Source organism: Mycobacterium sp. 155 (assembly GCF_000373905.1).
Lineage (GTDB): Bacteria > Actinomycetota > Actinomycetes > Mycobacteriales > Mycobacteriaceae > Mycobacterium.
Map to the genome: position 1 here is coordinate 485,217 of NZ_KB892705.1, position 14,022 is coordinate 499,238.

General features: G+C 66.5%; 9 protein-coding genes. 4 read left to right on the top strand and 5 right to left on the bottom strand.

The window, feature by feature from the left end; genetic code table 11:
• The first annotated feature begins 11 nt into the window (after window positions 1-11).
• The gene (locus B133_RS0102260) at window positions 12-896 is read left to right on the top strand and encodes a tetratricopeptide repeat protein (protein WP_026255879.1); all 885 of its coding nucleotides are present in this window, start codon (window positions 12-14) and stop codon (window positions 894-896) included.
• Here B133_RS0102260 and glgB read toward each other — a convergent pair.
• Window positions 893-3,100 carry a 1,4-alpha-glucan branching protein GlgB gene (gene glgB, locus B133_RS0102265; protein ID WP_018599090.1) on the bottom strand — a complete coding sequence of 736 codons (2,208 nt, stop codon included), beginning with the start codon at window positions 3,098-3,100 and terminating at the stop codon, window positions 893-895. The two genes, B133_RS0102260 and glgB, sit on opposite strands and share 4 nt — an antisense overlap.
• Before the next feature lie 7 nt (window positions 3,101-3,107).
• Window positions 3,108-5,186, bottom strand: coding sequence for an alpha-1,4-glucan--maltose-1-phosphate maltosyltransferase (locus B133_RS0102270; RefSeq protein ID WP_018599091.1), 2,079 nt, complete (start codon window positions 5,184-5,186; stop codon window positions 3,108-3,110).
• 207 nt (window positions 5,187-5,393) lie between these two features.
• On the opposite strand from B133_RS0102270, the gene B133_RS0102275 reads away from it, so the two are divergent.
• Together B133_RS0102275 and B133_RS0102280 are read left to right on the top strand one after the other, a co-directional pair.
• The gene (locus tag B133_RS0102275; RefSeq protein WP_018599092.1) at window positions 5,394-7,976 is read left to right on the top strand and encodes a glycosyltransferase family 1 protein; all 2,583 of its coding nucleotides are present in this window, start codon (window positions 5,394-5,396) and stop codon (window positions 7,974-7,976) included.
• Between the two features lie 65 nt (window positions 7,977-8,041).
• Window positions 8,042-8,821, top strand: coding sequence for a virginiamycin B lyase (locus B133_RS0102280; RefSeq protein WP_232423336.1), 780 nt, complete (start codon window positions 8,042-8,044; stop codon window positions 8,819-8,821).
• Window positions 8,822-8,834: 13 nt separating this feature from the next.
• Here B133_RS0102280 and B133_RS0102285 read toward each other — a convergent pair whose 3' ends face one another.
• Genes B133_RS0102285 through B133_RS0102300 form a run of 3 tightly spaced genes read right to left on the bottom strand, consistent with a single transcriptional unit; the run spans window position 8,835 to window position 13,708 of the window.
• Window positions 8,835-10,271 (bottom strand): neutral zinc metallopeptidase, encoded by a 1,437-nt coding sequence (locus B133_RS0102285; RefSeq protein WP_026255880.1) that lies wholly within the window; start codon window positions 10,269-10,271, stop codon window positions 8,835-8,837.
• A 30-nt stretch (window positions 10,272-10,301) separates the two neighbouring features.
• A complete protein-coding gene (locus tag B133_RS0102290; RefSeq protein WP_051088082.1) occupies window positions 10,302-12,293 on the bottom strand; it encodes an ATP-dependent DNA helicase in 1,992 nt (663 codons plus the stop codon).
• A gap of 44 nt (window positions 12,294-12,337) precedes the next feature.
• Window positions 12,338-13,708, bottom strand: a complete 1,371-nt coding sequence (locus B133_RS0102300) for a nicotinate phosphoribosyltransferase (protein ID WP_255349248.1) — start codon at window positions 13,706-13,708, stop codon at window positions 12,338-12,340.
• A 9-nt stretch (window positions 13,709-13,717) separates the two neighbouring features.
• Here B133_RS0102300 and clpS point away from each other — a divergent pair, with 9 nt between their 5' ends.
• Complete coding sequence (gene clpS, locus B133_RS0102305) at window positions 13,718-14,020, top strand: ATP-dependent Clp protease adapter ClpS (protein ID WP_026255881.1); 303 nt, start codon at window positions 13,718-13,720, stop codon at window positions 14,018-14,020.
• The last annotated feature ends 2 nt before the right edge of the window (window positions 14,021-14,022 follow it).

Here is a 14,022-nt window from a genome sequence, read left to right on the forward strand (position 1 = left end):
GACTTGATGACGTGACACGTCCACGTCCTTCCGTCGGTCCAGCGCTGGCCGGTGCGGTTGATTTGTCGGCACTCAAGCAGCGGCCCGCCGAGGGCACCGCTTCGGCGCCGCCCGGCGGCGTCGAAGTGACCGAAGTCAACTTTGAAGCCGAGGTGCTGGTCCGGTCCAGTCAGGTCCCGGTGGTAGTGCTGTTGTGGTCTCCGCGTAGTGAGCCCAGCCTCCAGTTGGGCGACACGCTGGCGGCTCTGGCTGCTCAAGACGGCGGTAAGTGGTCGTTGGCAGTGATCAACGTCGACACCACGCCTCGGGTCGCGCAGATGTTCGGCATCCAGGGAGTACCCACGGTCGTAGCGTTGGCCGGTGGGCAGCCGATCGCCAGCTTCGAAGGTCCACAGCCGCCCGAGCAGTTGCGCCGGTGGGTCGATTCCCTGCTGCAGGCCACTGCGGGCCAGCTCGAGGCGGGAGCGGCGGAAGAGACTGAACAGGTCGATCCCAAACTGGAGCAGGCACGTGACCATTTGGACAATGGTGATTTCACCGCCGCGCTGACCGCCTACCAGGCCATCCTCGAGGGTGATCCGAATCACTCCGAGGCCAAGGGTGCCGTGCTCCAGATCGCCTTCCTGCAGCGGGCCAGCGCGCAGCGCCCTGACGCAGTGGCCGTTGCCGACGCCGCCCCGGGCGATATCGAGGCGGCGTTCGCCGCAGCCGACGTCGAGCTCCTGCAGCAGCGGGTGTCGGCAGCGTTCGACCGGCTGATTGCGCTGATCAAGCGCACGGCCGGCGACGATCGGACCGCGGTCCGCACCCGACTGGTCGAGCTGTTCGACCTGTTCGACCCGGCCGACCCCGAGGTTGTCGCAGGCCGGCGCAACCTCGCCAACGCGCTGTACTAGGCCGGGTCGAACCAGAGCGCGGACAGCGGCGGCAACACCATGACTGCCGAGGCCGGGCGGCCGTGCCACGGCTCGTCGGTGGCCTCCACCGCGCCGTAGTTGCCGATGCCCGAGCCGTTGTACAGCGTGGCATCGGTGTTGAGCACTTCGCGCCAGGTGCCTGCATGCGGCAGGCCCAACCGGTACTGGCTGTGCTCAGTGCCGGCGAAGTTGATCACACAGGCCAGCATCGAACCGTCGGCGCCGATTCTCAGGAAGCTCAGCACGTTGTTGGCCGAATCGTTGGCGTCGATCCAGGAGTAGCCCTCGGGCGAGCTGTCACGACTCCACAACGCAGGGTGGCTGCGGTAGATCTTGTTGAGATCACGTACCAGGCGTTGCACCCCGCCCGAGAAACCCTGTTCGTCGAGCTGGAACCAGTCCAGGCTACGTCCCTCGGACCATTCGGTGCGCTGACCGAATTCCTGGCCCATGAACAGCAGTTGCTTACCCGGGTGGGCCCACTGGTAGGCCAGCAGGCTGCGCAGGCCGGCCGCCTTCTCGTGATCGCCGCCGGGCATCCGGTTCCACAGCGTGCCCTTGCCGTGCACCACCTCGTCGTGGCTGATGGGCAGCACATAGTTCTCGCTGAACGCGTACAGCATGGAGAACGTCATCTCGTGGTGGTGGTAGCTGCGGTATATCGGGTTGCGGCTGATGTAGTCCAGCGTGTCGTTCATCCAGCCCATGTTCCACTTCATCGAAAAGCCAAGGCCGCCAAGGTTGGTCGGACGCGTGACGCCGGGCCATGAAGTGGATTCCTCCGCCACGGTGACGATACCGGGGGCCACCTTGTGCACGGTGGCGTTCATCTCCTGCAGGAACTGCACGGCCTCGAGGTTTTCCCGGCCGCCGTAGACGTTGGGTGTCCACCCGCCATCCGGGCGTGAGTAGTCGAGGTAGAGCATCGAAGCCACCGCGTCCACCCGCAGCCCGTCGATGTGGTACTCCTGCAGCCAGTACAGCGCGTTGGCGACCAGGAAGTTGCGGACTTCGGTTCGGCCGAAGTCGAAAACGTAGGTGCCCCAGTCCAGTTGCTCACCGCGCCGCGGATCGGAGTGTTCGTAGAGGGCAGTCCCGTCGAACCGACCCAGCGCCCACGAGTCCTTGGGAAAGTGTGCGGGCACCCAGTCCACGATCACTCCGATGCCGGCCTGGTGCAGGGCGTCGACGAGATACCGGAAGTCGTCGGGGGAACCCAGGCGCGACGTCGGTGCGTAATACGACGTGACCTGGTAGCCCCAGGATCCGCCGAACGGGTGTTCGGCCACCGGCAGCAGCTCGACGTGGGTAAAGCCCTGTTGGACGACGTATTCGGTGAGCTGCTCGGCCAGTTCCCGGTAGGACAGGCCGGGTCGCCACGACATCAGGTGCACCTCGTAGGTGCTCATCGGCTCGAACACCGGGTTGAGCTCGGCACGCTGCGTCATCCAGTCGGAGTCGTCCCAGGTATAGGAACTGCTGAACACGCGGGACGCGGTGTGCGGTGGCACCTCGGTGGCGAACGCCATCGGGTCGGCGCGATCGGAGACCAACCCGTCGGCGCCGTGCATCCGAAGCTTGTAGAGCCCGTCGGCTGGAAAGTCCGGCCAGAACAGTTCCCACACACCGGTCGAACCCAGCACCCGCATCTGCGCCTCGTTGCCGTCCCAGTGGTTGAAGTCACCGATCAGGCTGATGCCCTTGGCGTTCGGTGCCCACACTGCGAACGACACCCCGTTCACCACGCCGTCCGGCGTGGTGAACGACCGGGGGTGCGCCCCGAGGATCTCCCAGAGCCGTTCGTGACGGCCCTCGGCGAACAGGTGTAGGTCGAGCTCGCCGAGTGTCGGCAGGAACCGGTAGGCATCGGCGGTGGTGTAGATGTCGATGGTGCCATCGGCGCCCGGATAACCGATCTCCAACCGGTAGTCGACCAGGTTGGTGTAGGGCACCGCAACCGCGAACAGCCCGGATTGCAGATGCTCCAACGGAAATCGTTCGGTACCGATCACCGCCGTCACCTTTGCCGCGTGCGGCCGGTAGGCCCGGATCACGGTGTGATCGGCGTATTCGTGGGCGCCCAGGATGGCGTGCGGATCGTGGTGTTCGCCGGCCAGCAGCCGGTGCACATCTGCCGGGTCGGGCCGCAGTTGCGCATTGGTGAGTTGATTACTTTGCGTCATCTCGCCCTCATTCCCTGCGTAGCAGTTCGAGTCGTTTGTCCTGGGGTACCGCGGGCATATTCAGCACGTGTGCCACCGCCTTGGCGGGGTCGATGCGGATGAAATTGGACTGACCCCACTGGTATTCGTGGCCGGTGATCTCGTCGCGCACCCAGAATCGGTCGTAGGCCTCCATGCCGAGCGCCGCCATGTCCAGCCACAGCGTGGACTCCTCCGGACCGAATGCGTTCAGGGTGACCACCACTAGCACTGTGTCGCCGGTGATGGGGTCGAACTTGCTGTAGGCCAGCAGTGCGTCGTTGTCGATGTGGTGGAACGTCACGTTGCGCAGCTGGCGAAGTGCGGGATGCAACCGACGAACCTCGTTGAGCCGGGCGAGGAACGGTTCGAGGGACTCACCGGCGGCCAAGGCGGCCTCGAAGTCGCGGGGACGCAGCTCGTACTTTTCCGAGTGCAGGTACTCCTCACTGCCCTCACGCACCGCGCGGTGCTCGTAGAGCTCATAGCCGGAGTACACCCCCCACGTGGAGCTCAGCGTCGCGGCAAGCACCGCCCGGATCGCGAACATGCCGGGACCGCCGTGTTGCAGGCTCGCGTGCAGGATGTCGGGGGTGTTGACCCACAGGCTCAGTCGAGCGCAGTCGGCGTATTTGACTATCTCCCTGCCGAATTCGGTGAGCTCCCACTTCGACGTGCGCCAGGTGAAATAGGTGTAAGACTGCGTGAAACCGAGTTTGGCCAGCCCGTACAACCGCGCAGGCCGGGTGAAAGCCTCGGCGAGGAACAGTACGTCGGGGTCCCTGTTCTTGACTTCGGCGATCAGCCAGGCCCAGAAATTCGGCGGTTTGGTGTGGGGGTTGTCGACACGAAACACCTTGACGCCGTGGGATACCCAGAACTGAACCACGCGCAGCACCTCGTGGTACAGGCCTGTCGGGTCGTTGTCGAAGTTCAGCGGATAGATGTCCTGGTACTTCTTCGGCGGGTTTTCGGCGTACGCGATGGTGCCGTCGGGCAGCACCGTGAACCATTCCTGGTGGGCCTTGGCCCACGGATGATCGGGCGCACACTGCAGGGCCAGGTCCAGGGCGACTTCCAGACCCAGGTCACGGGCGGCTGAAACGAATCCGTCGAAGTCGTCGATGCTGCCCAGTTCCGGATGCACGGCGTCGTGGCCGCCCGCGTCACTGCCGATCGCCCACGGTGATCCGACGTCGCCCGGCGCGGCGGTCACGGAGTTGTTCCGGCCCTTGCGGTGCATGTTGCCGATCGGGTGGATCGGCGGCAGGTAAACGATGTTGAAACCCATCCGGGCGATGCGGGGCAGGGCCGCCGTGGCGGTAGCGAACGTTCCGTGCACGGGGTGGCCGTCGGCGTCCCAGCCGCCGGTGGACCGCGGGAACATCTCGTACCAGGAACTGAACCGGGCCAGGGGCCGGTCCACCCATACGCCGTACCGATCACCACGGGTGAGCAATTCACGCAGCGGGTATTGCGCCAAAAGTTCGGTGACCTGCTCGGACAGTGCCGCGCCGGCACGGGTGAACGGATCGCCGGGGGTTCGCAGCGCCGCCGCGGCGGCCAACAGGGGGTCACGCAGGTCGTGCGGCATGCCTGCGGCCGCACGCTCCAGCAGGCGGGCCCCGACCAGCAGATCGTTGGACAGTTCGCCTTCGCTCTGCCCGGCGCCGAGCTTGGCCTCCACCGCGTGGCGCCACGTGGCGATGGGATCACCCCATCCGTCGACCCGGAACGACCACAGCCCGACCCGGTCGGGGGTGAACTGGCCGTGAAAAACGTCCGGGGTGCGGCCCTCGGACATCGGCAACGCTTGCGGCTTGACGCGTGGGGCGGCGGCCACGACGTCCTGGATAGGTACGGGCTCGGGCGCGCCGGCGAGTGTCTCGGTCAGACGCGGATAGTCCGTGCCGTGATACCGCACCACCAGTGTGGCCGCGACCTTGTCGTGGCCTTCGCGCCACACCGTCGCGCATACCGGTACCACTTCGCCGACGACTGCCTTTGCGGGGAAACGCCCACCGGAAATCACTGGCGCGACGTCGTCGATTCCGATACGACCGGTCACCCGCTCAACTCCTCACATTGCCGTTACCGCTGTTCGATTGCACTGTCCCTGTCGCGTCCAGTACCTACCGTAGTGTCCGGTCGAATCTCGCGGGCGTGAAGCAGCGCAGGTGTTGATTTCCCTGCGCGCACGTCTGTATCGGTGTGGCTTTGTGTGGCCCAGGCTGATTGTCTGCGAGATCGCGAATTACCAGTAAGGTGGTGTCGCGTGAAAGCCCTCCGACGGTTCACTGTCCGCGCGCATCTGCCCGAGCGGTTGGCCGCCCTCGAACGCTTGTCGATCAATCTGCGCTGGTCATGGGACAAATCCACCCAGGACCTCTTCGCCCATGTCGATCCGGTGCTGTGGCGGACCGTCGGAGGAGATCCGGTGGCCCTGCTTGGCGCGGTGCGCCCGAAGCGGCTCGATGAACTGGCCAGTGACGAATCGTTTCTGAATCGTCTCGACGGGTTGGCCGCGGATCTGGACAACTATCTGACCCGGCCGTTGTGGTATCAGCAGCAGGCCGACGAGGGCGTCGCGATGCCGAAGGGCATCGCGTACTTCTCGATGGAGTTCGGCGTTGCCGAGGTGCTGCCCAACTACTCCGGCGGTCTGGGCATCCTCGCCGGTGACCACCTGAAATCGGCGTCTGATCTGGGTCTGCCGCTGATCGCGGTCGGGCTGTATTACCGGTCGGGCTATTTCCGGCAGTCGTTGACCGCTGACGGGTGGCAGCGCGAGAACTACCCGTCACTGGATCCGCAGGGCCTGCCGTTACGGCTGCTGACCGACGCGGCAGGCGATGCCGTGCTGGTGGCGCTGGCGCTGCCCGATGATCGCGAGCTGCGGGCCCGGGTGTGGATCGCCCAGGTGGGCCGAATCCCGTTGCTGCTGCTGGATTCCGACATTCCCGAAAATGAGCACGACCTGCGCGGGGTGACCGACCGGCTCTACGGCGGTGACCAGGAACACCGGATGAAGCAGGAGATCCTGGCCGGTATCGGCGGGATCCGAGCGATTCGGGCCTTCGTCAAGGCAGAAGGTCTGCCCGAGCCCGAGGTATTCCATATGAACGAGGGCCACGCCGGTTTCCTCGGACTGGAACGTATCCGCGAGCTGGCGGCGGCCGGACTGGATTTTGACACCGCGCTCACCGTGGTGCGGTCCTCGACGGTGTTCACCACCCACACCCCGGTCCCCGCAGGCATAGATCGGTTCCCGGTGGACCTGATCAGGCGGTACTTCGGCGGGCCGACCGATGATTCCCGACTGCTGCCGGGGGTGCCGCTGGACCGGGTGATCGCGTTCGGCGCGGAGGACGATCCGTCGAAGTTCAACATGGCGCATATGGGTTTGCGGCTCGCGCAACGCGCCAACGGTGTGTCGTTGCTGCACGGTCGCGTAAGCCGAATGATGTTCAACGAACTGTGGCCGGGCTTCGATCCCAACGAGGTGCCGATCGGGTCCATCACCAACGGCGTGCATGCCCCGACCTGGGCGGCGCCGCAATGGTTGGCGCTCGGCCGTGAGCTCATCGGGTCCGAAGCCGCTGAGCCCGCCGTATGGGAGCGGCTGCAGGAGGTCGATTCCGGACAACTGTGGTGGATCCGGTCCCAACTGCGCGAGACCTTGATCGCTGACGTGCGTGAGCGGTTGCGCCGATCTTGGCTCGAGCGTGGCGCATCGGACGCGGAATTGGGCTGGATCACAACGGCTTTCGATCCTTCGGTGCTGACCATCGGGTTCGCCCGGCGGGTGCCGACCTATAAGCGCCTGACGCTGATGCTTCGCGACCCCGAACGGCTGGAGGCACTGCTGCTCGACGAGCACCGGCCCGTCCAGTTGATCGTGGCAGGCAAGTCACATCCGGCCGATGACGGCGGCAAGGCGCTGATCCAGCAGATCGTCAAATTCGCCGATCGGCCTGAGGTGCGGCATCGCATCGCTTTCTTGCCCGACTACGACATGTCGATGGCGCGGTACCTGTATTGGGGCTGCGATGTGTGGCTGAACAATCCGCTGCGCCCACTGGAGGCCTGTGGCACGTCGGGGATGAAGAGCGCGCTCAACGGCGGGCTCAACCTGTCCATCCGCGACGGTTGGTGGGACGAGTGGTACGACGGCTCGAACGGGTGGGAGATCCCGACCGCCGACGGACTGGCCGACGAGGGGCGCCGCGACGACCTGGAGGCTGCCGCGCTCTACGACCTGCTGGAAAAGGCCGTCACCCCGAAGTTCTACGAGCGTGACGAGCATGGGGTGCCGACGCGTTGGGTCGAGATGGTGCGCCACACCCTGCAGGTGCTCGGGCCCAAGGTGCTGGCCTCGCGGATGGTGCGCGACTACACCGAGAAGTACTACCTGCCTGCAGCACAGTCGCTGCGCAAGACGATCGAACCCGCCGCGGGCAAACCCTTCGGCGCGGCAAGCGAACTCGCAGACTACCGGCGCCGAGCGCGGCTGGCCTGGCCCAAGATCCAGATCACCGATGTGGACAGCTACGGGTTGCCCGACACCCCGCTCTTGGGATCGGAACTGACGTTGAGCGCGACAGTGCAGCTGGCCGGGCTGACACCCGACGAGGTGGTGGTCCAAGCCGTTCTCGGGCGCGTCGACGCCACCGACTCCATCACCGACCCGATGACGGTGCCGATGGTGCATATCGGAACCGCCGAAGGCGGCAACGAGATGTTCTCGACCAGCACACCGCTGCCGGTGGCCGGGCCGGTGGGCTACACCGTGCGAGTGCTCCCACACCACCGCTTGTTGGCTGGAGACAACGAACTCGGACTGGTCACGTTGGCTTGAGCAAAGCGCTCAAAGTAGCCGTCGCCGGCGGTCCGTACGCTTTGGCGGCAGGCCCGGACGGCGCCATGTGGGTGACGCTGGTGCACGCCGGAGCTGTCGCGCGGATCTCCGGCGCCGGCGAGGTCACTGTGCATGCGGTCGGCGACGGTTCGCGGCCGTCGATCATCGCTGCGGGTCCCGACGGCGCGCTGTGGTTCACCCGGAACGGGGACGACAGGATCGGCCGTATCACCCCGTCCGGGGAGCTGGCGGCGTTCGAATTACCGGACGGCAGTGCACCTTTCGGCATCGCTGTGGGGCCGGACGACGCGTTGTGGTTCACCGCCATGACCTCGGGGGTGATCGGCCGGATCAGCACTGACGGCGATATCACCACCGAGGCGGTGGTGGGCGGCATGCCGTCGATGATCACCCGGGGGCCCGACGACGCGTTGTGGTTCACCCTCAACGAGGGCAATGCCGTCGGCCGACTGACCCATGCCGGTGAGCTCACCCTGCGTCAATTACCCACGCCCGCAGCGGGCCCGGTGGGCATTGCGGCAACACATGACGACGCGGTGTGGTTCACCGAGATCCGCGCCGACAAGCTGGGGCGTATCCCGATGGACGACGCCGTCCAGGAACTCGACCTGCCGGGTAAGCCGCACGCCGTGGTGGCGGATCCGTCCGGCGGGGTGTGGGTAAGCCTGTGGGGCGCCGATCAGTTGGCGCGGGTCAGCGACGACGGCGAGGTGATCACCGTCGACCTGCCGTCAGGCAGCGAACCGCACGGTTTGGCGATCGGCCCGGACGGCGCCGCGTGGGTGGCTCTGGAGGCCGGGTTCGTACTGCGTATGCCGAACTGAGCGCTCCCTGGCGTCAGGCGAATCGCTTGAAGCAACGCTCCGTGTCCCCGAGCACACCCAGCCGGAACGCATCGATGCGGGAGAACCCGGATGGCACCGATTCGCCGTTGACGTCGCTGGCCACGAGCCCGTTGGTGAGAATGCCCGATACCGCCTCGTCGATGTCGCCTGCGGTCAGCACGAGACTGTCCCCGTTGCCCAGGGTCATGTTCTTGCTCAGCTTGGCGTTGGCCACCCCGGTGAGGCACGCCGTCCGCAGTGCGGCCTCGGCGTTGTTGAGCGGAACCCCCCGAGCATTCTGCAGAGACAGCATGTATCGCGAGGTCACCACCGAAAAAGCGGTGTTGTCGCCGTTGGCCGGAGCGGTCCTGTCGTCGTCCTCGTTCTTCACGCCCATCGCAGCGAGGTCTTTGAGGTCGACGATGATGGTGTTGGTGGCCGGGCAATACGAGGCCGGAGGGCTGGGCCTGGCGTCCGGGCACGTTTGTGCGGAGTCGAAACTGAGCTGCGGTGGTTCGGCCGGCGTGAAGGTGGTGTTCAGCGCGTCGACCATGGCGCGCACCCACTTGTCGGTGATCGGCAGTTCGCCGGTCTGGTCCTCGGTCAGCAGCACCGGCAGGTCCCCGCGGCGCTCAGTGATCTCCTTGACGTCGATAGCCGCGCATGCCGATGGGCCGTCGGTGAAGCCGAACTGGAACGCCGAGACCCGTTCGAATGCCGAGCCGTGCTGGTCGACACCGGCTTGCGCGTCATCCTCGCTCTGTAGCGGGTCCCGGAAGGCGATCACGGCGGCGAGTACGTTGTTGAGGCCGTCGCCGGTGTTGAGGGTGAATCGGGGAGAACTGCCCTCGGCCACCCAGCGCATGTACGTGCCGGCCAGGCAGTCAGCCTGCTGTTCGGAAACCAGGGTGGGGGTTCCGCGGGTGATCAGTTTGGCCTGCTGCTGCACCGAGTGGCCGTACTCGTGGGCGAGCACCAGCACGACTGCCATGTCGCCGCCGTCTTGGCGCAGGGACGGCATCAGCACGCCGCGATCCCAGCCGATGCTCCCGTCGAGTTTGCAGAACGCGGCGTTGACCAGCCCATAGGTGTCCTCACCGCAGAATTCGCCGTCATATCCGTGTGCATCCCACGAGATCAACTCGGAGACGGGTTGGAATGCGCCGTCGAAGGAGTCTCCGTAGGCCGTGTGCCAGAATTCCTCGATGTCGCTGACGGCAGCGCCGGCCAGTTTGTCGACATCCCCGTTGTCGGTCCCGGTGACTTCGCGCGAGCCTGGCTCGGCATCCGGACGCAGACCACTCGGCCCGTCGGTGGCAGGCATTCCTGCCACCGAGAACGGGTCGGCGAACACCGAGACAGGGTTACCCTCCAGCACCGTCGAGCAGGACAGGAGCGGCAACACTGCGCACGCGGCGATCACTATGCGGGCCAGACGCCGTCGACTCATGGAGCTAGAGGATAGTGACAACCCGCAGGCTCAGCTGTCACCACGTAACCGGCGCAGAGCTTGGCGCACCCGGTCGCCGTCGGTGGTGGGCCAGAACGGTGGCAGTGACGCACGCAGATAACCGCCGTAGCGTGCGGTCGCCAGTCGGGAGTCCAGCACCGCGACCACACCCCGGTCGTCGGTGTGGCGCAGCAGTCGCCCTGCGCCCTGGGCCAGCAGCAGGGCGGCGTGGTTTGCGGCCACCGCCATGAAGCCATTGCCGCCGCGTGCGCTGATCGCCCGTTGCCGCGCGGTCAGCAGCGGATCGTCGGGGCGGGGGAACGGGATCCGGTCGATCAGCACCAGCGACAGCGACGGCCCCGGTACGTCGACACCCTGCCACAGCGACAGCGTGCCGAACAGTGACGTTTCGGGATCGGCGGAAAACTGTTGTACCAGAGCAGAAGTGGTGTCGTCACCCTGGCAGAGCACCGGGGTGTCCAGGCGCTCGCGCATGACCTCGGCGGCAGCCTTGGCCGCACGCATCGAGGAGAACAGGCCCAGCGTGCGACCGCCGGCCGCGGTGATCAGACCTTCGATCTCGGCAAGGGCGTCCTCGCCGGTGCCTTCCCGGCCCGGCGGGGCTAAATGCTTGGCGACGTAAAGGATTCCGGACTTGGCATGCTCGAACGGCGAGCCCACGTCGATACCGCGCCAGCCCGGTGTGGTGGCGCCCTCGGAGTCGTCCGGTTTGGCCAGACCCCACGCCCGGGCCATGGCGTCGAAGTTGCCGCCCAGGCTCAGGGTGGCCGAAGTCAGTACGGCGGTGGTGTGGTCAAAGAGCCTGGTGCGCAACAAGCCTGACACGGTCAACGGGGCCACCCGCAGGATGGTCCGGGTGCTGCCGCTGCTGCCCTTGGTGCTCCTCGCGTGCGCGCCTTCTTCGTGGTCCAGCCACACGACGTCCGTGCGGTCGGGAATGGCCGGCACGAACGAGGCCAGGATGCGGGTAGCGGTGTCGTCGACGTCGGACAGTGCGGTCACGGCCTCGTTGCGGGCGGCCGCGGCTTTCGGATCGCTCGGCGAGGTGTCGATCGCCATCCTGGCCTTGTTGGCAGCGTCGCGCAGCGCGGTCAGATAGGTGGCCAGCTCGTCGTCGAGGACGTCGATGCGGCCCGGCTCGGTCTCGTGCAGCAGAGAGGACAGCGTCGCGATGCATGCCTCGAAACGTTCTGCGAGTTCGGGATCCACCAGCCTGGCGGCCCGGCGGTGCGCCACGGCCATCGACGTCGCGGAGAGTTCAGCGGTGGCTATCCCGGTGACGCGATCGGCCAGTTCGTGAGCTTCGTCGACGATCAGCAGCTCGTACTCGGGCAGCACTTTGAAATCGGAGAGGGCATCGATGGCCAGCAGGGCATGGTTGGTCACCACCACATCGGCGGCGCCGGCGAGGCTGCGGGCCCGCTCGGCGAAGCAGTCGGTGCCGTATTGGCAGCGTGACACCCCCAGGCACTCCCGCGCAGAGACGCTGACCTGACTCCAGGAGCGGTCCGGCACACCAGGGCTCACCTCGTCACGGTCGCCGGTCTCGGTGTGCGAGGACCACTCCATGAGACGCTGCACGTCGCGGCCCATCGCGCTGATGGCCATCGGGGAGAACAACTCGTCCTGGGGCCTGTCCTCGGGCTCGCCGGCGTCGTTGTGGATCTTGTTGAGGCACAGGTAGTTTCCCCGACCCTTCAGCAGGGCGAAGGTGGGGCGGCGGGGGAGCGCTGCGGCCAACGACTCCACGAGCCGCGGCAGATCGCGGTCCACCAGCTGCCGCTGCAGCGCAATGGTCGCGGTCGAGACGACGACGGGCTGCTCGGTGGCCAGCGCATGCGCGATCGCCGGAACCAGATAGGCAAGCGACTTGCCCGTGCCGGTGCCGGCCTGAACCGCCAGGTGTTCACCGGATTCGAAGGCGTGCGTGACGGCCTCGGCCATCTCGATCTGGCCGGTGCGACGTGCGCCGCCCAGCCCGTCGACAGCGACCGCGAGCAGGCCGGTGACATCGTTGGTGAAGTCGGATTCCGCCGTGGGAACTCCTAACGATCTCGGGCCGACGGGGCGGCAGGCAGGACCAGCCGGGTCCCGATAGCCGGTTCGCCGCGAGACAGTTTGAGCCCGTCCCACGGCAGGCTGTGCAGTCCGGCGGCGACCCGCTCACGCGCGGCGGCGAGTTCGCCGGCAGGAGTCGTGTCGGACACCGGGTCGCCACCGGTCACCAACGGGACGGTGAGCGTGCGTGCGGTGAGCCCGTTCGGGGCGGGAGGGGCCTGTCCGCAGGGATAGACCACCTCTTCCACGATTGTTCCGGAGGCCTTGGCCAGGCGCAGTGCCTGTTTGCGCCCGCCGTGCGATTCTTTATGGCTGCTGCGCTTGGCCACGGGGATGCCATCCACCTCGACGAGCTTGTAGACCATGCTGGCGGTCGGTGCCCCCGAACCGGTCACCACCGAGGTGCCGACGCCGTAGCTGTCGACGGGTTCGGCGCGCAGGGCGGCGACCGCGAACTCGTCGAGGTCGCCGGAGACCACGATGCGCGTCGACGTCGCGCCCAGGTCGTCGAGCTGGGCGCGGACCTGGCCGGCCAGCACACCCAGGTCACCCGAGTCGATGCGCACCGCCCCGAGCTCGGTGCCGCCCACCGCGATCGCGTTCGCCACTCCCGCGGTGATGTCGTAGGTGTCCACCAGTAACGTTGTGCCGGTGCCGAGAGCGGCCACCTGGCCACGGAACGCGGCCTGCTCGTCCGACCCCGAAGGGGTCGTGTGCAGCAGGGTGTACGCATGTGCCGCGGTGCCCATGGCGGGCACGCCATAGCGGCGCTGGGCCTCCAGGTTCGAAGAGCCGGCGAAACCGGCCAGGTAGGCCGCGCGGGCCGCTGCGACAGCTGCCTGTTCGTGGGTACGTCGCGAACCCATCTCGATCATGGGTCGCCCCGCCGCGGCGGTGGTCATCCGAGCCGCGGCAGAGGCGATCGCCGTGTCGTGGTTGAAGATTGACAGCACCAGCGTTTCGAGGATCACGCACTCGGCGAAACTGCCGTGCACCGACAGCACCGGCGAACCGGGGAAGTACAACTCACCTTCGGCATAGCCGTCGATGTCCCCCCGGAACCGGTAGTCGGCAAGGTACGCCAGCGTCGCGTCGTCGAGAAAATCCAGGCCGGCCAACGTGGTGGCGTCGAACCTGAACTGTCCCAACGCTTCCACGAAGCGCCCGGTACCCGCCACCACGCCGTAGCGGCGGCCGTCGGGCAACCTGCGGGCAAAGACTTCGAACGTGGTTCGGCGGTGCGCGGTACCGTCCCGAAGCGCGGCGGCGAGCATGGTCAACTCGTACTTGTCGGTGAGCAAAGCGACCGTCACAGCAGCAACCGTAGCCGTTTCGGGGTTTGGGTATCTCGCCGGTATTGTGAGCCCATGGTTACACCGGCGAAGGCCCGTCCGGGTACCCGGGAAGAAGTTGATGTCGCCGGGGTGGAGGCCACCGACAGTCCCTGGGTGACCATCGTCTGGGACGATCCCGTCAACCTGATGACATATGTGACCTACGTCTTCCAGAAGCTCTTCGGCTACAGCGAGCCACACGCCACCAAGCTCATGCTGCAGGTGCACAACGAGGGCAGGGCCGTCGTGTCGGCGGGTAGCCGTGAATCCATGGAGATCGACGTGTCGAAACTGCACGCCGCCGGGTTGTGGGCGACCTTGGCGCAGGACCGCTGATC

Coding starts and splice junctions, on each gene's coding strand:
- B133_RS0102280 (WP_232423336.1), top strand. CDS start 8,042: ATGTGGGTGACGCTGGTGCACGCCGGAGCTGTCGCGCGGATCTCCGGC.
- glgB (WP_018599090.1), bottom strand. CDS start 3,100: ATGACGCAAAGTAATCAACTCACCAATGCGCAACTGCGGCCCGACCCG.
- B133_RS0102285 (WP_026255880.1), bottom strand. CDS start 10,271: ATGAGTCGACGGCGTCTGGCCCGCATAGTGATCGCCGCGTGCGCAGTG.
- clpS (WP_026255881.1), top strand. CDS start 13,718: ATGGTTACACCGGCGAAGGCCCGTCCGGGTACCCGGGAAGAAGTTGAT.